The organism is Rhizobium mesoamericanum STM3625 (assembly GCF_000312665.1).
GTDB classification, from domain to species: domain Bacteria; phylum Pseudomonadota; class Alphaproteobacteria; order Rhizobiales; family Rhizobiaceae; genus Rhizobium; species Rhizobium mesoamericanum.
Map to the genome: position 1 here is coordinate 2,227,696 of NZ_HF536772.1, position 18,017 is coordinate 2,245,712.

At 58.4% G+C, this 18,017-nt stretch carries 14 protein-coding genes and 1 tRNA gene; 13 read left to right on the top strand and 2 right to left on the bottom strand.

Going from position 1 to position 18,017, the window contains the following annotated elements:
- The first annotated feature begins 163 nt into the window (after positions 1–163).
- The 10 genes from BN77_RS10855 to rpoC all read left to right on the top strand — a co-directional run bounded on the left by BN77_RS10855 (position 164) and on the right by rpoC (position 13,599).
- A complete protein-coding gene (locus tag BN77_RS10855) occupies positions 164–1,057 on the top strand; it encodes an NAD-dependent epimerase/dehydratase family protein (RefSeq protein WP_007531583.1) in 894 nt (297 codons plus the stop codon).
- A gap of 140 nt (positions 1,058–1,197) precedes the next feature.
- Positions 1,198–1,273: transfer RNA gene (locus BN77_RS10860), tRNA-Trp, on the top strand.
- A gap of 189 nt (positions 1,274–1,462) precedes the next feature.
- Complete coding sequence (gene secE / locus BN77_RS10865) at positions 1,463–1,663, top strand: preprotein translocase subunit SecE (RefSeq protein WP_007531587.1); 201 nt, start codon at positions 1,463–1,465, stop codon at positions 1,661–1,663.
- Between the two features lie 17 nt (positions 1,664–1,680).
- Complete coding sequence (gene nusG / locus BN77_RS10870) at positions 1,681–2,211, top strand: transcription termination/antitermination protein NusG (protein WP_007531590.1); 531 nt, start codon at positions 1,681–1,683, stop codon at positions 2,209–2,211.
- A gap of 168 nt (positions 2,212–2,379) precedes the next feature.
- On the top strand, positions 2,380–2,811 hold the full coding sequence (rplK, locus tag BN77_RS10875) for a 50S ribosomal protein L11 (protein ID WP_007531592.1): 432 nt from the start codon (positions 2,380–2,382) through the stop codon (positions 2,809–2,811).
- Between the two features lie 4 nt (positions 2,812–2,815).
- Positions 2,816–3,514, top strand: coding sequence for a 50S ribosomal protein L1 (gene rplA, locus BN77_RS10880; RefSeq protein ID WP_007531594.1), 699 nt, complete (start codon positions 2,816–2,818; stop codon positions 3,512–3,514).
- A 328-nt stretch (positions 3,515–3,842) separates the two neighbouring features.
- A complete protein-coding gene (rplJ, locus tag BN77_RS10885) occupies positions 3,843–4,361 on the top strand; it encodes a 50S ribosomal protein L10 (RefSeq protein WP_007531597.1) in 519 nt (172 codons plus the stop codon).
- Positions 4,362–4,419: 58 nt separating this feature from the next.
- Entirely contained in the window at positions 4,420–4,803 is a 384-nt protein-coding gene (gene rplL / locus BN77_RS10890; protein WP_007531600.1) for a 50S ribosomal protein L7/L12, read from the top strand.
- A 256-nt stretch (positions 4,804–5,059) separates the two neighbouring features.
- The gene (gene rpoB, locus BN77_RS10895) at positions 5,060–9,199 is read left to right on the top strand and encodes a DNA-directed RNA polymerase subunit beta (protein WP_007531602.1); all 4,140 of its coding nucleotides are present in this window, start codon (positions 5,060–5,062) and stop codon (positions 9,197–9,199) included.
- 188 nt (positions 9,200–9,387) lie between these two features.
- Complete coding sequence (rpoC, locus tag BN77_RS10900) at positions 9,388–13,599, top strand: DNA-directed RNA polymerase subunit beta' (protein ID WP_007531605.1); 4,212 nt, start codon at positions 9,388–9,390, stop codon at positions 13,597–13,599.
- Positions 13,600–13,683: 84 nt separating this feature from the next.
- On the opposite strand, the gene BN77_RS10905 is transcribed toward rpoC, so the two are convergent.
- Together BN77_RS10905 and BN77_RS10910 are read right to left on the bottom strand one after the other, a co-directional pair.
- Entirely contained in the window at positions 13,684–14,112 is a 429-nt protein-coding gene (locus BN77_RS10905) for an NUDIX hydrolase (protein WP_007531608.1), read from the bottom strand.
- Positions 14,113–14,119: 7 nt separating this feature from the next.
- The gene (locus BN77_RS10910; protein WP_007531610.1) at positions 14,120–14,413 is read right to left on the bottom strand and encodes a hypothetical protein; all 294 of its coding nucleotides are present in this window, start codon (positions 14,411–14,413) and stop codon (positions 14,120–14,122) included.
- Positions 14,414–14,899: 486 nt separating this feature from the next.
- Here BN77_RS10910 and rpsL point away from each other — a divergent pair, with 486 nt between their 5' ends.
- From rpsL to fusA, 3 genes are all read left to right on the top strand, one after another.
- Positions 14,900–15,271 carry a 30S ribosomal protein S12 gene (gene rpsL, locus BN77_RS10915; RefSeq protein WP_003547537.1) on the top strand — a complete coding sequence of 124 codons (372 nt, stop codon included), beginning with the start codon at positions 14,900–14,902 and terminating at the stop codon, positions 15,269–15,271.
- A 76-nt stretch (positions 15,272–15,347) separates the two neighbouring features.
- A complete protein-coding gene (gene rpsG, locus BN77_RS10920; RefSeq protein WP_007531641.1) occupies positions 15,348–15,818 on the top strand; it encodes a 30S ribosomal protein S7 in 471 nt (156 codons plus the stop codon).
- Positions 15,819–15,847: 29 nt separating this feature from the next.
- A complete protein-coding gene (gene fusA / locus BN77_RS10925; protein WP_007531643.1) occupies positions 15,848–17,947 on the top strand; it encodes an elongation factor G in 2,100 nt (699 codons plus the stop codon).
- The last annotated feature ends 70 nt before the right edge of the window (positions 17,948–18,017 follow it).

Sequence of the window (18,017 nt, forward strand, 5' to 3'; positions counted from 1 at the left end):
ATTATCCGGACTTAAGAGGGCCCCGCTGGAAACAGCGGGGCCTTTCTTCGTCCGCTCTCTTGAAATTGATGTCGCCGGCCGGTGATGGCGCCAAATTGGCAATGGGCTTGCGCTTAATTGCGAAGGCTTTATCTATCCCTCCGATTTCGTATGGGAGGACATGATGAAAAAGCGCATTCTTTTCACGGGTGGTTCGGGCAAGGCGGGGCGCCACGCGGTCCCGTGGCTGGTCAATGCCGGCTATGAGGTTCACAATGTCGATCTGGTTCCTCTTGATAGTCCCGGCGTCACCAATCTGATCGCCGATATCACCGACAGCGGCCAGGTATTCAATGCGCTTTCAATGCACCGGGACCTTCCTGATCTCGATGCGGGCAGGGGCGTTCAGCGATTTGATGCCGTGGTGCATTTCGCGGCGATTCCGCGCATCCTCATCAAGCCAGACAACGAGACCTTCCGCATCAACACGATGGGCACCTACAATGTCATCGAGGCGGCGGTAAAGCTTGGCATCCGCAAGATCATCGTCGCTTCGAGCGAGACAACCTACGGCGTCTGCTTTGCCGAAGGCCATCGCGACTTCCATCAGTTTCCATTGGAGGAGGATTACGACGTCAACCCAATGGATTCCTATGGTCTCTCCAAGGTGGTGAATGAGAAGACGGCCCGCGCCTTTGCCGAGCGCTCCGGCTTCGACATTTACGCGCTGCGCATCGGCAACGTTATCGAGCCGCACGAATACGAACGGTTCCCGACCTACTTCGCCCATCCCGAAATGCGCAAGCGAATCGCCTGGAGCTATATCGACGCCCGCGATCTGGGGCAGATTTGCCATCTCTGCATCGAGAAGGATGGGCTCGGCTATCAGGTGTTCAACGCGGCAAACGACACCGTCTCGGCCAATACGCCTTCGAAGGAGCTCGCCAAGCGATTCTATCCGAACGTGCCGTTCACGCGCGAGATCGGCGAATATGAAGGGCTGCTCTCCAATCGGAAGATCCGCGAGGTGCTGGGCTTCAAGGAAGAGCACGACTGGCGCAAATACGTGAAGGTCTGATTGCAAGCCTTGCCGGTGATGCGGGACTGGAAAAATCAAAAAACGCACTTGCCAATCCCACGCTCCCGCCTTAAAGGGAGCGCCATGCTTGCAGTTGTGCTTCGCGGCCGGTCGGCCAAGAAGCTGAATGTAAAGCGTAAAGGGGTATAGCTCAGCTGGTAGAGCGGCGGTCTCCAAAACCGCAGGTCGGGGGTTCGAGCCCCTCTGCCCCTGCCATCTTTCTTGACCGAGTAGCGCGGGCATCTCGCAGCGGTTCGGGCGGAAAGGCGACGTATGGCTAAGTTCGTTAAACTTCGGTTTCCCTCTTGTGTAATTGGGAATCGGTGTTTATGTAGGGTTCAACAGACACGCGGTGCGTGGGGCTGATATGTTCAGCTTTACGCGCCGTAATTGCGTGGGCAGTCGATGGCATCCAAATCCAATCCGTTTACGTTTCTGCAGCAGGTTCGCTCCGAGACGTCGAAAGTTACCTGGCCGTCGCGCCGCGAGACGATGATCTCGACGGTCATGGTGCTTGTAATGGTGATCTTTGCCGCGCTGTTCTTTTTTGCCGCTGACCAGCTTATTGGCTGGCTGTTGAGCTTCGTGCTCAACGTCGGCAACTGATCGGGTGGAGTGGTAACATGGCGGCACGTTGGTACATCGTCCACGCGTATTCGAATTTTGAAAAGAAGGTCGCAGAAGACATTGAGAACAAGGCTCGACAGAAGGGCCTCGAGCATCTGTTCGAAAAAATTCTTGTTCCGACTGAGAAGGTGGTTGAGGTGCGTCGCGGCCGTAAGGTTGATTCCGAGCGCAAGTTCTTCCCTGGTTACGTTCTCGTTCGTGCCAACCTTACAGATGAAGCCTATCACCTGATCAAGAATACGCCGAAGGTGACTGGTTTCCTCGGCTCTGACAATAAGCCCGTTCCGATTCCGGACCACGAAGCCGAGCGCATTCTCGGTCAGGTCCAGGAAGGCGTCGAGCGGCCGAAGGCATCCGTTACCTTCGAGATCGGCGAGCAGGTCCGGGTTTCCGATGGTCCGTTCGCTTCGTTCAATGGCACGGTTCAGGATGTGGACGAAGAGCGTTCGCGCCTGAAGGTTGAAGTGTCGATCTTTGGCCGCGCTACGCCGGTCGAACTGGAATACGCTCAGGTCGAGAAGGTCTGAGCTCGGAAATAAGTCGCCGCTGACTTGTTTCCTTGCGGCGATGCCGCAAACCCGCGTGGAAGGTGAGGGTCTTAGCCGGGCCTGTGATCCGCACCACGCAACCGCAGCCGCCGGAGAAATCCGGCATCACTGATCGGGCAACCGGTCACCAATGAAAGGCAGAGAGATATGGCTAAGAAAGTTGCAGGCCAGCTCAAGCTTCAGGTCAAGGCAGGATCGGCAAACCCGTCCCCGCCAATCGGCCCGGCGCTTGGTCAGCGTGGCATTAACATCATGGAATTCTGCAAGGCGTTCAACGCCGCTACGCAGGAAATGGAAAAGGGTATGCCGATTCCGGTCGTCATCACCTACTACCAGGACAAGTCTTTCACCTTCGCGATGAAGCAGCCGCCCGTCAGCTACTTCCTCAAGAAGGAAGCGAAGATCCAGTCCGGCTCGAAGACGCCCGGTAAGGGCGCGACCGCCGGCAAGCTCACCAAGGCTCAGATCAAGTCGATCGCCGAAGCCAAGATGAAGGATCTCAACGCAGCAGATATCGAAGGTGCAATGGCGATGATCGAGGGCTCTGCCCGCGCCATGGGCCTGGAAGTGGTAGGTTAAGACCATGGCTGGCAAGCGCACGAAGAAGATCAACGAAGGTGTTGATCCCACAAAACTCTACGCTCTGACCCAGGCTATCGGCATGGTCAAGGAGCGCGCGGTTGCGAAGTTCGATGAGACCATCGAAGTCGCCATGAACCTCGGCGTTGACCCCCGTCACGCCGACCAGATGGTTCGTGGCGTTGTCAACCTGCCGAACGGCACGGGCCGCGACGTTCGCGTTGCTGTCTTTGCTCGCGGCGCCAAGGCTGATGAAGCCAAGGCTGCTGGTGCAGACGTTGTTGGCGCAGAAGATCTCGTCGAGATCGTTCAGGGCGGCAAGATCGATTTCGATCGCTGCATCGCGACCCCGGATATGATGCCGCTCGTCGGCCGCCTCGGTAAGGTTCTCGGCCCGCGTGGCATGATGCCGAATCCGAAGGTTGGTACGGTTACGATGGACGTTGCCGGTGCCGTAAAGGCATCCAAGGGTGGCGCTGTCGAGTTCCGCGTCGAGAAGGCTGGTATCGTTCACGCTGGCGTCGGCAAGGCATCTTTCGATGCCAAGGCTCTGGAAGAAAACATCCGTGCCTTCGCTGACGCCGTCATCAAGGCGAAGCCGACAGGTGCCAAGGGCAACTACGTCAAGCGCGTAGCGATCTCTTCGACCATGGGCCCGGGCGTCAAGATCGACCCGTCGTCTGTTACGGCTCCGGCCGCTTAACAAGTTCGCCGGGTTCGGCCCGGCTAAGAAATTCCGGCCTCGAAAGGGGCCGGAGTATTCCGGAGAAATCCGGAATCCTGTCCGAGATTGCAGGTGGTTTTCCCTTAATCACTTGGCCTGCATGAGACGGGTAAGACCCGAATTGCATGAAGTGCTGCTTCTAGGAATTTGGTTCGAGCCTTGGATGCCTTGTGCCTTCGGCCTTTCTTTGGCGCGAAGCGCGAGGGGACAGGATCCTCAAGCGTCGCTTGGGATCGCTTCTGATCCCAGGAGGCAAAAGGCAACCCGGTAGGGCCTGTCAAAAGGTCCTGCCAACTGGAGATAGGCAGTGGAAAGAGCGGAAAAACGCGAATTCGTCACGGAACTGAACGAAGTCTTCAAGGCTTCGGGCTCGGTTGTCGTGGCCCACTATGCTGGTGCTACAGTCGCGCAGATGAACGACTTCCGTTCCAAGATGCGCGCAGCTGGCGGTACCGTCAAAGTCGCGAAGAACCGCCTGGCCAAGATTGCCCTTCAGGGTACGGATGCGGAAGGGATCTCTGGTCTCTTCAAGGGTCAGACGCTCATTGCTTACAGCAATGATCCGATCACCGCTCCGAAGGTCGTCATGGATTTCGCCAAGACCAACGACAAGATCGTTGTGCTCGGCGGTGCCATGGGCACAACGACGCTCAACGCCGATGCAGTCAAGTCGCTCGCGACCCTGCCGTCGTTGGACGAACTGCGCGCGAAGCTGCTGGGCATGATCCAGACTCCGGCTACCCGCATCGCAGGCGTTGTTGCAGCACCAGCAAGCCAGCTTGCTCGCGTGTTCTCGGCCTACGCCAAGAAGGACGAAGCCGCGTAAGGCGGTTTTTCGCTGTTTATAGAAAACCGGTTCGAACCGAACAAAAGGAACTGATAAAATGGCTGATCTCGCAAAGATCGTTGAAGACCTCTCCTCGCTGACCGTTCTGGAAGCTGCAGAACTGTCCAAGCTTCTCGAAGAAAAGTGGGGCGTTTCCGCTGCTGCTCCGGTAGCTGTTGCTGCCGTTGCAGGCGGTGCAGGCGGCGCTGCTGCTGCTGCTGAAGAAGAAAAGACCGAGTTCGACGTCATCCTCACGGAAGCCGGCGCGAACAAGATCAACGTCATCAAGGAAGTCCGTGGCATCACCGGCCTCGGCCTGAAGGAAGCCAAGGACCTCGTCGAAGGCGCTCCGAAGGCTGTCAAGGAAGGCGTTTCCAAGGCTGAAGCTGCTGACATCAAGAAGAAGCTCGAAGACGCCGGCGCTAAGGTCGACGTTAAGTAAGCTTAAACTGCATCTGGGAGGTGGGTTTCCCGCCTCCCATTTGCCGTTTCGTGGAACGAATTACCCAAAAGCCGCGTGAAAACGGCTTTTGGGTAATGGGTTCTTCAAGAGGATGGTCTCGAACCGAGACGCGAAGGCAATCCGGCCTCGCATTTCGGGAAGTGAGACGAGATTGAACTACTCATTGATTGACGGGGTCGACTGGCCATCGGTTCCCGTCCGTTGCAGGCCCGGATGCAATTTTGAAGGAGCGACGATGGCTCAGACCCTTTCGTTCAATGGTCGTAGGCGCGTACGCAAGTTTTTCGGTAAGATCCCAGAAGTCGCAGAAATGCCGAACCTCATCGAGGTTCAAAAGGCATCGTATGATCAATTCCTGATGGTTGAAGAGCCCAAGGGCGGTCGCCCTGACGAGGGCCTTCAGGCTGTCTTCAAGTCCGTTTTCCCGATCACGGATTTCTCCGGCGCTTCGATGCTGGAATTCGTGTCATACGAGTTCGAACCGCCAAAGTTCGATGTCGATGAATGCCGCCAGCGCGACCTGACCTACGCCGCACCGCTGAAGGTCACTCTTCGTCTGATCGTGTTCGATATCGATGAAGATACGGGCGCGAAGTCCATCAAGGACATCAAGGAACAGTCAGTCTACATGGGCGACATGCCGCTCATGACCAACAACGGTACGTTCATCGTCAACGGCACCGAGCGCGTTATCGTGTCTCAGATGCACCGTTCGCCGGGCGTCTTCTTCGATCACGACAAGGGCAAGAGCCATTCTTCCGGTAAGCTGCTCTTTGCAGCCCGCGTAATTCCGTATCGCGGTTCCTGGCTCGACATCGAGTTCGACGCCAAGGACATCGTCTATGCCCGCATCGACCGTCGCCGCAAGATTCCCGTGACCTCGCTGCTGATGGCACTCGGCATGGACGGCGAAGAGATCCTGTCGACATTCTACACGAAGTCCGACTATCAGCGCGACGGTAATGGCTGGCGTATTCCGTTCAAGCCGGAGACCCTCAAGGGTGCGAAGGCGATCACCGAAATGGTCGACGCCGACACCGGCGAAGTCGTTGTCGAAGCCGGCAAGAAGCTGACGCCACGTCTGCTCCGCCAGCTCGCTGACAAGGGCCTCAAGGCTTTGAAGGCAACGGACGAAGACCTGTACGGCAACTATCTCGCCGAAGACATCGTCAACTACTCGACGGGTGAAATCTACCTCGAGGCAGGCGACGAGATCGACGAAAAGACGCTGCCGATCATTCTGCAGAACGGCTTCGACGAGATCCCGGTTCTCGGCATCGATCACATCAACGTCGGCGCCTATATACGCAACACGCTGACCGCCGATAAGAACGAGAACCGTCAGGACGCACTGTTCGACATCTACCGCGTCATGCGTCCGGGTGAGCCGCCGACCATGGAATCGGCCGAAGCCATGTTCAACTCGCTATTCTTCGATGCGGAGCGCTACGATCTCTCCGCCGTTGGCCGCGTGAAGATGAACATGCGTCTCGACCTCGACGTCGAAGACACGGTCCGCATCCTGCGCAAGGACGACATCTTGGCCGTGGTCAAGATGCTGGTCGAACTGCGCGACGGCAAGGGCGAGATCGACGACATCGACAACCTCGGCAACCGTCGCGTTCGCTCCGTCGGCGAACTGATGGAAAACCAGTACCGTCTTGGCCTGCTGCGCATGGAGCGCGCGATCAAGGAACGCATGTCCTCGATCGAAATCGACACGGTCATGCCGCAGGATCTGATCAACGCGAAGCCGGCAGCTGCTGCCGTTCGCGAATTCTTCGGCTCCTCGCAGCTGTCGCAGTTCATGGACCAGGTGAACCCCCTTTCGGAAATCACCCACAAGCGTCGTCTTTCGGCACTTGGCCCGGGCGGTCTGACCCGAGAGCGCGCGGGCTTCGAAGTCCGCGACGTTCATCCGACCCACTACGGCCGTATTTGCCCGATCGAAACGCCAGAAGGCCCGAACATCGGTCTGATCAACAGCCTGGCAACCTTCGCCCGCGTCAACAAATACGGCTTCATTGAATCGCCGTACCGTCGCATCGTTGACGGCAAGGTGACGAACGACGTTCTTTACCTTTCAGCAATGGAAGAGGCGAAGTACTACGTCGCTCAGGCCAACGCCGAACTCGCTGCAGACGGTTCGTTCGTCGACGAATTCGTCGTTTGCCGTCACGCTGGCGAAGTTATGCTCGCTCCGCGCGATAGCATGAACCTGATGGACGTTTCTCCGAAGCAGGTCGTTTCGGTCGCAGCGGCTCTCATCCCGTTCCTGGAAAACGACGACGCCAACCGCGCTCTCATGGGCTCGAACATGCAGCGTCAGGCCGTTCCGCTGCTGCGTGCCGAAGCTCCGTTCGTCGGGACGGGCATGGAGCCGGTCGTCGCTCGCGACTCCGGTGCTGCTATCGGCGCCCGCCGCGGCGGTGTGGTCGACCAGGTCGACGCGACGCGTATCGTTATCCGCGCGACGGAAGATCTTGAAGCCGGCAAGTCCGGCGTCGACATCTATCGTCTTCAGAAGTTCCAGCGCTCGAACCAGAACACCTGCGTTAACCAGCGCCCGCTGGTCACCGTTGGTGATGTCGTCAACCGTGGCGACATCCTCGCCGACGGTCCCTCGACGGATCTGGGCGATCTCGCTCTCGGCCGCAACGCGCTCGTCGCGTTCATGCCGTGGAACGGCTACAACTACGAAGATTCGATCCTGCTCTCCGAGCGTATCGTTGCTGACGACGTGTTCACCTCCATTCACATCGAAGAGTTCGAAGTGATGGCCCGTGACACCAAGCTTGGTCCCGAAGAAATCACGCGCGACATTCCGAACGTTTCGGAAGAAGCGCTGAAGAACCTCGACGAAGCCGGTATCGTCTACATCGGCGCCGAAGTTCAGCCGGGCGATATCCTCGTCGGCAAGATTACGCCGAAGGGCGAAAGCCCGATGACGCCGGAAGAAAAGCTTCTGCGCGCTATCTTCGGTGAAAAGGCTTCGGACGTCCGCGACACCTCCATGCGCATGCCGCCCGGCACCTACGGCACGATCGTCGAAGTGCGCGTCTTCAATCGCCACGGCGTTGAGAAGGACGAGCGCGCGATGGCTATCGAGCGCGAAGAGATCGAGCGTCTTGCAAAGGACCGCGACGACGAGCAGGCAATCCTCGACCGTAACGTCTACGGCCGTCTGGTCGACATGCTGCGTGGCCAGGTCGCGATTGCCGGCCCGAAGGGCTTCAAGAAGGGCACGGAACTGGCAAACAACGTCGTTTCCGAATATCCCCGCTCGCAGTGGTGGATGTTTGCCGTCGAAGACGAGAAGGTCCAGGGCGAACTCGAAGCTCTGCGTGGCCAGTACGACGAATCCAAGTCGCGCCTTGAACAGCGCTTCATGGACAAGGTCGAGAAGGTCCAGCGCGGCGACGAAATGCCTCCGGGCGTCATGAAGATGGTCAAGGTCTTCGTTGCTGTTAAACGCAAGATCCAGCCAGGCGACAAGATGGCCGGCCGTCACGGCAACAAGGGTGTCGTGTCGCGTATCGTTCCAGTCGAAGACATGCCGTTCCTGGAAGATGGTACGCACGTTGACGTCGTTCTGAACCCGCTCGGCGTGCCCTCGCGCATGAACGTCGGTCAGATCCTCGAGACACACCTTGGCTGGGCTTGCGCCGGAATGGGCCGCCAGATCGGCGATATGCTGGAAGCCTACAAGGCGAGCGGCAACATCGAGCCGCTGCGCAAGACGATCGGCGACGTCGTCGGCGACGGTCCGAAGGCCGAACAGGTCAAGGACTTCGACGATGACTCGGTCCTGCGTCTGGCTGACCAGTGGAAGCGCGGTGTTTCGATTGCAACGCCGGTCTTCGACGGTGCCCATGAAGGTGACGTCAACGCGATGCTGGCTTTGGCTGGTCTCAAGGAAAGCGGCCAGTCGACGCTTTACGACGGCCGTACCGGCGAGCAGTTCGACCGCCAGGTCACGGTTGGCTACATCTACATGCTGAAGCTGAACCACCTGGTTGACGACAAGATCCACGCCCGTTCGATCGGTCCTTACTCGCTCGTTACCCAGCAGCCGCTGGGCGGCAAGGCGCAGTTCGGCGGTCAGCGCTTCGGCGAAATGGAGGTCTGGGCTCTGGAAGCATACGGTGCAGCCTACACGCTGCAGGAAATGCTTACCGTCAAGTCAGACGACGTTGCCGGCCGTACCAAGGTCTACGAAGCCATCGTTCGTGGCGACGATACGTTCGAAGCCGGTATTCCGGAAAGCTTCAACGTTCTCGTCAAGGAAATGCGCTCGCTTGGTCTCTCCGTCGAACTCGAGAATTCGAAGGTCGAGGAGCAGCAGGCCAGCCAGTTGCCGGACGCTGCCGAGTAACCAAAGATAGGGTGTGCGCTGTAACGCAGCGCACACCGTTCCCGCTCTGGCCCCGTACACGTGTCGGCCGGGCAGGGACGATTTCGCCGCATTCTGCGGTTATTGTCGTTTTGAGCGTTGGCGCGGCTCCCGGGATTTGCCGCCGTCCATGCAAGATAAGGGCGCATCCGCCCATGAAGGAGACAGGCATGAACCAAGAGGTCATGAATCTTTTCAATCCGCAGGTGCCTGCACAGAACTTCGATTCCATCCGGATTTCGATTGCTTCTCCGGAGAAGATTCTTTCCTGGTCTTACGGTGAGATCAAGAAGCCGGAAACCATCAACTACCGCACGTTCAAGCCGGAACGCGACGGTCTCTTCTGCGCGCGCATCTTTGGACCGATCAAGGACTATGAGTGCCTGTGCGGTAAGTACAAGCGCATGAAGTACAAGGGCATCATCTGCGAAAAGTGCGGCGTCGAAGTCACGCTGTCGCGCGTTCGCCGCGAGCGCATGGGCCATATCGAGCTCGCCGCTCCCGTTGCCCATATCTGGTTCCTGAAGTCGCTGCCGAGCCGTATTTCCACGCTGCTCGACATGACGCTGAAGGATGTCGAGCGCGTTCTCTACTTCGAAAACTACATCGTCACCGAGCCGGGCCTCACCGCCCTGAAGGAACACCAGCTCCTGACGGAAGAAGAGTACATGCTCGCCGTTGACGAATACGGCGAGGACCAGTTCACGGCCATGATCGGCGCCGAAGCCATCTACGAGATGCTGGCATCGATGAACCTCGAGAAGATCGCTGGCGATCTGCGCTCCGAGCTTGCCGACACCACGTCGGACCTCAAGCAGAAGAAGCTGATGAAGCGCCTGAAGATCGTCGAGAACTTCATGGAGTCCGGCAACCGTCCGGAATGGATGATCATGAAGGTCGTCCCGGTCATACCGCCGGACCTGCGTCCGCTCGTCCCGCTCGACGGCGGCCGTTTCGCGACGTCTGATCTCAACGATCTGTACCGCCGCGTCATCAACCGTAACAACCGTCTGAAGCGCCTTATCGAATTGCGCGCTCCGGGCATCATCATCCGCAACGAAAAGCGCATGCTGCAGGAATCCGTTGACGCGCTGTTCGACAACGGCCGCCGCGGCCGTGTCATTACCGGCGCCAACAAGCGTCCGCTGAAGTCGCTGTCCGACATGCTGAAGGGCAAGCAGGGCCGCTTCCGTCAGAACCTGCTCGGCAAGCGCGTCGACTACTCCGGCCGTTCGGTCATCGTGACGGGTCCGGAATTGAAGCTGCACCAGTGCGGTCTTCCCAAGAAGATGGCGCTCGAACTCTTCAAGCCGTTCATCTATGCCCGTCTCGACGCCAAGGGCTACTCCTCGACCGTCAAGCAGGCCAAGAAGCTGGTTGAGAAGGAAAAGCCAGAGGTTTGGGATATCCTCGACGAGGTCATCCGCGAGCATCCGGTGCTCCTGAACCGCGCACCGACGCTGCACCGCCTGGGCATCCAGGCCTTCGAACCGACCCTGGTCGAAGGCAAGGCCATCCAGCTGCACCCGCTCGTCTGCACGGCCTTCAACGCCGACTTCGACGGTGACCAGATGGCCGTTCACGTGCCGCTGTCGCTTGAAGCTCAGCTTGAAGCTCGCGTTCTGATGATGTCGACGAACAACATCCTGCACCCTGCAAACGGTGCACCGATCATCGTTCCGTCGCAGGACATGGTTCTCGGCCTTTATTACCTCTCGATCATGAACCAGAACGAGCCGGGCGAAGGCATGGCCTTCTCCGATCTCGGCGAACTGCACCATGCGCTCGAGACGAAGGTCGTCACGCTGCACACCAAGATCCGCGGTCGCTTCAAGTCGATCGGCGAGGACGGCAAGCCGTACTCCAAGATCTATGAAACGACTCCGGGCCGCCTGCTGATTGGCGAACTCCTGCCGAAGAACGGCAAGGTGACCTTTGACATCTGCAACCAGGAAATGACCAAGAAGAACATCTCCAAGATGATCGACGCGGTCTACCGCCATTGTGGCCAGAAGGACACGGTTATCTTCTGCGACCGCATCATGCAGCTTGGTTTTGCCCATGCCTGCCGCGCTGGCATTTCGTTCGGCAAGGACGACATGGTCATCCCGGCCACCAAGGCGAAGATTGTTGCCGACACCGAAAACCTGGTGAAGGAATACGAGCAGCAGTACAACGACGGCCTTATCACCCAGGGCGAAAAGTACAACAAGGTTGTGGACGCCTGGGGTAAGGCTACCGAAAAGGTCGCCGAAGAAATGATGGCCCGCATCAAGGCTGTCGAATTCGACGAGAAGACCGGTCGTCAGAAGCCGATGAACTCGATCTACATGATGTCGCACTCGGGTGCTCGTGGTTCGCCGAACCAGATGCGTCAGCTGGGCGGCATGCGCGGCCTCATGGCCAAGCCGTCGGGCGAAATCATCGAAACGCCGATCACCTCGAACTTCAAGGAAGGCCTGACCGTCAACGAGTACTTTAACTCGACGCACGGCGCCCGTAAGGGACTGGCAGATACCGCCTTGAAGACCGCGAACTCCGGTTACCTGACGCGTCGTCTCGTGGACGTCGCCCAGGATTGCATCGTCAACTCGGTCGATTGCGGCACCGACAAGGGCCTCACCATGACCGCGATCGTCGATGCTGGTCAGGTCGTGGCCTCACTCGGCGCTCGTATTCTAGGCCGTACCGCGCTGGATGATATCGATCATCCGGTCACCGGCGAGCGTATTGTCGATGCTGGTAAGATGATCCTCGAACCGGATGTCATCGAGATCGAGAAGGCCGGTATCCAGTCGATCCGCATCCGTTCGGCCCTGACCTGCGAGATTCAGACGGGCGTCTGCTCGGTCTGCTACGGTCGTGACCTGGCACGCGGTACGCCTGTCAACATGGGCGAAGCGGTCGGTGTTATCGCTGCTCAGTCGATCGGCGAGCCCGGCACGCAGCTCACCATGCGTACGTTCCACCTTGGTGGCACGGCAACCGTGGTCGACCAGTCGTTCCTGGAAGCCTCGTACGAAGGTACCGTTCAGATCAAGAACCGCAACGTTCTGCGCAACTCTGATGGCAACCTGGTCGCCATGGGCCGCAACATGACCGTCCAGATCCTGGACGAGCGTGGTGTCGAGCGCTCCTCGCAGCGCGTCGCCTACGGTTCGAAGCTGCATGTGGACGATGGCGACAAGGTCAAGCGTGGTCAGCGTCTGGCGGAGTGGGATCCCTATACCCGTCCGATGATGACGGAAGTCGCTGGTACGGTTCAGTTCGAAGACGTTGTCGACGGTCTCTCGGTTCTCGAAGCGACCGACGAATCCACGGGTATCACCAAGCGCCAGGTTATCGACTGGCGTTCGACCCCACGCGGTTCGGACCTCAAGCCGGCGATCGTCATTAAGGACGCCAGCGGCAATGTCGCCAAGCTATCGCGTGGTGGTGACGCCCGCTTCCTGCTCTCGGTTGACGCCATCTTGTCGGTCGAGCCGGGTCAAAAGGTCAGCCAAGGTGACGTGCTTGCACGTTCGCCACTCGAAAGCGCCAAGACCAAGGACATCACCGGTGGTCTGCCGCGTGTTGCCGAACTGTTCGAAGCGCGTCGTCCGAAGGATCACGCCATCATTGCTGAGATCGATGGTACGATCCGCCTCGGCCGCGACTACAAGAACAAGCGTCGCGTTATCATCGAGCCGGCGGAAGACGGTGTCGAGCCTGTCGAATACCTGATCCCGAAGGGCAAGCCCTTCCACCTTCAGGAAGGCGACTACATCGAAAAGGGTGACTACATCCTCGACGGTAACCCGGCTCCGCACGACATCCTGGCGATCAAGGGCGTCGAAGCTCTGGCTTCGTACCTCGTCAACGAAATCCAGGAAGTCTATCGCTTGCAGGGCGTTGTCATCAACGACAAGCACATCGAAGTGATTGTCCGTCAGATGCTGCAGAAGGTGGAAATCACCGATGCCGGCGACTCGACCTATATCGTGGGCGACAACGTCGACCGTATCGAGCTCGAAGACGTTAACGATGCGCTGATCGAACAGGGCAAGAAGCCTGCTTATGGCGATCCGGTTCTGCTGGGTATCACCAAAGCGTCGCTGCAGACCCCGTCCTTCATCTCCGCTGCGTCCTTCCAGGAAACGACGAAGGTGCTTACGGAAGCTGCGATCGCCGGTAAGACCGACGGTCTGCAGGGTCTGAAGGAAAACGTCATCGTCGGCCGCCTGATCCCGGCCGGTACCGGTGGCACGATGACCCAGATCCGCCGTATCGCTACGTCGCGCGACGAGCTGATCCTCGAGGAACGCCGCAAGGGCACGGGCGCCGATGTCGCCACGCCGATGCTGCAGGATCTCGCAGGCGAGAGCGCACCGGCCGCCGAATAATCGGCAGCTTGGTCTTAAGATTGAAAAGCCGCCCGGAGCGATCCGGGCGGCTTTTTGTCTTGGGTTTGCTATTGCTGCACGCGCTCAGGCAAGCAACGGCAATCCATGCTCCATGCCGTAGCCGAGCCGATTGAGGGCGTCGTCAAAGCCGAGCCAGAAGAAACGGAACAAGATCGGATCGCCGCCACTGAACGGCGTCATTTCGCGATGCAGCCAGGTAGAGGGTTGATCGGCTACAAGGCAAATACGGAAATAGTACCGCCGGTGGCGGATCACGGCTCCGTTTTGCAAAAAGCGATAATCATGGACGGTGAGCGGAGTGAGGGGAGGTTCGGGTCGGATCCCGGTCTCCTCAAAGAACTCCCGAAATGCCGCGGCGTCGATATCTTCGCCGATCTCCACTGTGCCGCCGGGAACCTGAAGCTCGACATCTGGAAAGTCGGGCTCGTCGAAAACCAGGAGCCGGTCGCGCCAGGTCGCATAGATTAGCACCTTGTGCGCATCCGGCTTCATCGCTGCTTCAGCTGAAGCGAATAATCGCGACTTCGCCGTCGACGGCGCCTTGATAGGCGGAGGCATGTGGCTCCTCTTCCGGGACCTCGGTCAGCATGCCGATCTGATCGAGATCGGCCTCGATAAAGCCTTCCTCGGCGAGGGCGTTCAAGGCTTCCCGTACTGCACTGTCGTCGTCGGCGGCCTTGAGCATGATGTGGAGGTCGACGCCGTCGCTGTTGTCGGACTCATAGCCCTTGCCGATGATGATGAAGACCATCGGGCCTTCAGAATTGTTGTCGTTGTCGGGGGCAGTAATCATCGGATGTCCTTCGATTCGAGATTTGAATCTGATTTCATGCGCTTAGCGTCTGTAATCGGTGATTCCATAACCGCTTTTTATTGCAATGCCCAAGTTTATCTTGCTGTGCGGCGGTGAATTCGCCTAGAAGCCCAAAAAGAGGGTGTAACGGCCTGGTTTCAAGGCGTTCGTTCGAAGTTTATTTCTTAACGGCCTTGACGAGACGACGGGAAACCAGTAGTACCCGCGCCATCCGGACCCATGTGAGGCATGGCCATTCGGGGCGACGCGCCCCGGAGATCACCTCAAACAAGGTTCGAAACGCACGTTGAAGATATGATGCCCTGCACGCATGACGCATGTCTTTTGCGTCCTCTGCTCTCTGTGGTCCATCTGCGAAAGCGGATCGGGCCACGTTTTGCGCATTGAGACAAGCGTGTGGTCTTGCCGGAGACGGCGCGAGTTACGCCCGCAAGGGATTGAGATATAAACGTAAGGGATGGTTGAATGCCTACCGTAAACCAGCTTATCCGCAAGCCGCGTCAGGCGAACGTAAAGCGTAATAAGGTTCCTGCTCTGCAGGAAAACCCACAGAAGCGCGGCGTTTGCACCCGCGTTTACACGACGACCCCGAAGAAGCCGAACTCGGCTCTCCGTAAGGTCGCCAAGATCCGTCTGACCAACGGCTTCGAAGTCATTGGTTACATCCCCGGTGAAGGTCACAACCTTCAGGAACACTCTGTCGTCATGATCCGTGGCGGCCGCGTTAAGGACCTTCCGGGTGTCCGTTACCACATCATCCGCGGTGTTCTCGATACCCAGGGTGTCAAGAACCGCAAGCAGCGCCGTTCGAAGTACGGTGCAAAGCGTCCGAAGTAATTCGGCTTTGAGATCCCGGCGCTGCGCGAGGTCCTCCGCGTGGTAGAGCGCCTTAACATTTGAAGAGACGAGAAGTATGTCTAGACGTCACAGAGCAGAAAAGCGCGAGATCAACCCGGATCCCAAGTTCGGCGATCTGGTTGTAACCAAGTTCATGAATGCAATCATGCTTGACGGCAAGAAGTCTGTCGCAGAGAGCATTGTATATGGCGCATTCGACGCCGTGCAGGGCAAGTCCAAGCAGGAGCCGCTCGGCGTGTTCCATCAGGCTCTGGACAACGTTGCTCCGCACGTTGAAGTTCGTTCGCGCCGCGTTGGTGGTGCAACCTACCAGGTTCCGGTTGATGTTCGTCCAGAGCGCCGTCAGGCCCTGGCGATCCGCTGGCTGATTGCTGCTGCGCGCAAGCGCAACGAAACGACCATGGTCGATCGACTGTCGGGCGAGCTTCTCGATGCATCCAACAACCGTGGTTCCGCGGTCAAGAAGCGCGAAGACACGCACAAGATGGCTGACGCCAACCGTGCGTTCTCGCATTATCGCTGGTAATCCCGAACGGGTTCGAAAGGCAGTCCACAATGGCTCGCGAATATAAAATCGAAGACTACCGAAATTTCGGTATCATGGCGCACATCGACGCCGGCAAGACCACGACCACCGAGCGTATCCTTTACTACACCGGCAAGTCGCACAAGATCGGTGAAGTTCACGACGGCGCGGCCACGATGGACTGGATGGAGCAGGAGCAGGAGCGTGGCATCACGATCACCTCCGCTGCCACCACGACCTTCTGGAAGGGCCGTGACGGCAAGATGCGCCGCTTCAACATCATCGACACCCCCGGCCACGTTGACTTCACCATCGAAGTCGAGCGTTCGCTGCGCGTTCTCGATGGCGCAATTGCACTTCTCGATGCCAACGCCGGTGTTGAGCCGCAGACGGAGACCGTCTGGCGTCAAGCTGAGAAGTACAACGTTCCGCGCATGATCTTCTGCAACAAGATGGACAAGACCGGTGCGGACTTCTACCGCTCGGTCGAGATGATCAAGACCCGTCTCGGAGCAACGGCTGTCGTCATGCAGCTGCCGATCGGTGCAGAAAGCGACTTCAAGGGCGTTGTCGATCTGATCGAAATGAACGCTCTCGTCTGGCGCGACGAGTCTCTCGGCGCCCAGTGGGACGTCGTTGAAATCCCGGAAGATCTGAAGGCCAAGGCTGAAGAATATCGCGAAAAGCTGATCGAGACTGTTGTCGAGATCGACGAAGCCGCGATGGAAGCGTACCTCGAAGGTGAAATGCCGTCGAACGACAAGATCCGCGAACTCGTTCGTCGCGGTACGATCGACGTTAAGTTCCATCCGATGTTCTGCGGTACGGCTTTCAAGAACAAGGGCGTTCAGCCGCTGCTCGACGCGGTTGTCGACTACCTGCCGTCGCCGCTCGACATTCCGGCGATCAAGGGCATCGACTTCAAGACTGAAGCCGAAATCGAGCGCCATGCAGACGACTCCGAGCCGCTTTCGATGCTCGCCTTCAAGATCATGAACGACCCGTTCGTCGGGTCGCTGACCTTCGCACGCATCTACTCGGGCAAGCTCGAGAAGGGTTCGTCGGTTCTGAACACGGTCAAGGACAAGCGCGAGCGCGTTGGTCGCATGCTTCAGATGCACTCGAACTCGCGCGAAGACATCGAAGAAGCCTTTGCTGGCGACATCGTTGCTCTCGCTGGCCTGAAGGAAACCACCACGGGTGACACGCTCTGCGATCCGCTGAAGCCGGTTATCCTCGAGCGTATGGAATTCCCCGAGCCGGTCATCCAGATCGCGATCGAGCCGAAGTCCAAGGGCGATCAGGAAAAGATGGGCCTGGCGCTCAATCGTCTGGCTGCTGAAGACCCGTCGTTCCGCGTCAAGACCGACCAGGAATCTGGCCAGACCATCATCGCCGGCATGGGCGAACTTCACCTCGACATCATCGTCGATCGCATGCGTCGCGAGTTCAAGGTTGAAGCAAACGTCGGCGCTCCGCAGGTTGCCTACCGCGAAACCATCACGCGCCAGACCGAAGAAGATTACACGCACAAGAAGCAGACCGGTGGTACGGGCCAGTTCGCACGCGTCAAGATCGTCTTCGAACCGAACCCGGATGGCGAAGATTTCGTCTTCGAATCCAAGATTGTCGGTGGTGCTGTTCCGAAGGAATACATTCCGGGCGTTCAGAAGGGTATCGAAAGCGTTCTGTCCTCCGGCCCGCTGGCTGGCTTCCCGATGCTCGGGGTCAAGGCGACGCTCATCGACGGTGCCTTCCACGACGTCGACTCGTCGGTCCTGGCGTTCGAAATCGCTTCTCGTGCCTGCTTCCGTGAAGCAGCCAAGAAGGCTGGCGCTCAGCTGCTCGAGCCGATGATGAAGGTCGAAGTCGTCACGCCGGAAGACTACGTCGGTGACGTTATCGGTGACCTGAACTCTCGCCGTGGCCAGATCCAGGGCCAGGAGAGCCGCGGCATCGCGGTTGTCATCAGCGCCAACGTTCCGCTGGCAAACATGTTCAAGTACGTCGATAACCTGCGCTCCATGTCGCAGGGTCGCGCTCAGTACACGATGACCTTCGATCATTACGCGCCGGTCCCGTCGAACGTCGCAACGGAAATCCAGGCAAAGTATTCCGGTCAGAAGTGACCGGAATACCAATTGACCGATAACAAGAATTAGATCCCTCAGGGGACCTTAAAAGAGCGGAGAGCCCACA

What these genes read in the sequence shown, in the direction of transcription:
- rplK (WP_007531592.1), top strand. Translation starts at nt 2,380, where the DNA reads ATGGCTAAGAAAGTTGCAGGCCAGCTCAAGCTTCAGGTCAAGGCAGGA.
- rpoC (WP_007531605.1), top strand. Translation starts at nt 9,388, where the DNA reads ATGAACCAAGAGGTCATGAATCTTTTCAATCCGCAGGTGCCTGCACAG.
- nusG (WP_007531590.1), top strand. Translation starts at nt 1,681, where the DNA reads ATGGCGGCACGTTGGTACATCGTCCACGCGTATTCGAATTTTGAAAAG.
- rplA (WP_007531594.1), top strand. Translation starts at nt 2,816, where the DNA reads ATGGCTGGCAAGCGCACGAAGAAGATCAACGAAGGTGTTGATCCCACA.
- BN77_RS10905 (WP_007531608.1), bottom strand. Translation starts at nt 14,112, where the DNA reads ATGAAGCCGGATGCGCACAAGGTGCTAATCTATGCGACCTGGCGCGAC.
- rpoB (WP_007531602.1), top strand. Translation starts at nt 5,060, where the DNA reads ATGGCTCAGACCCTTTCGTTCAATGGTCGTAGGCGCGTACGCAAGTTT.
- rpsL (WP_003547537.1), top strand. Translation starts at nt 14,900, where the DNA reads ATGCCTACCGTAAACCAGCTTATCCGCAAGCCGCGTCAGGCGAACGTA.
- BN77_RS10910 (WP_007531610.1), bottom strand. Translation starts at nt 14,413, where the DNA reads ATGATTACTGCCCCCGACAACGACAACAATTCTGAAGGCCCGATGGTC.
- rpsG (WP_007531641.1), top strand. Translation starts at nt 15,348, where the DNA reads ATGTCTAGACGTCACAGAGCAGAAAAGCGCGAGATCAACCCGGATCCC.
- BN77_RS10855 (WP_007531583.1), top strand. Translation starts at nt 164, where the DNA reads ATGAAAAAGCGCATTCTTTTCACGGGTGGTTCGGGCAAGGCGGGGCGC.
- secE (WP_007531587.1), top strand. Translation starts at nt 1,463, where the DNA reads ATGGCATCCAAATCCAATCCGTTTACGTTTCTGCAGCAGGTTCGCTCC.
- rplL (WP_007531600.1), top strand. Translation starts at nt 4,420, where the DNA reads ATGGCTGATCTCGCAAAGATCGTTGAAGACCTCTCCTCGCTGACCGTT.
- fusA (WP_007531643.1), top strand. Translation starts at nt 15,848, where the DNA reads ATGGCTCGCGAATATAAAATCGAAGACTACCGAAATTTCGGTATCATG.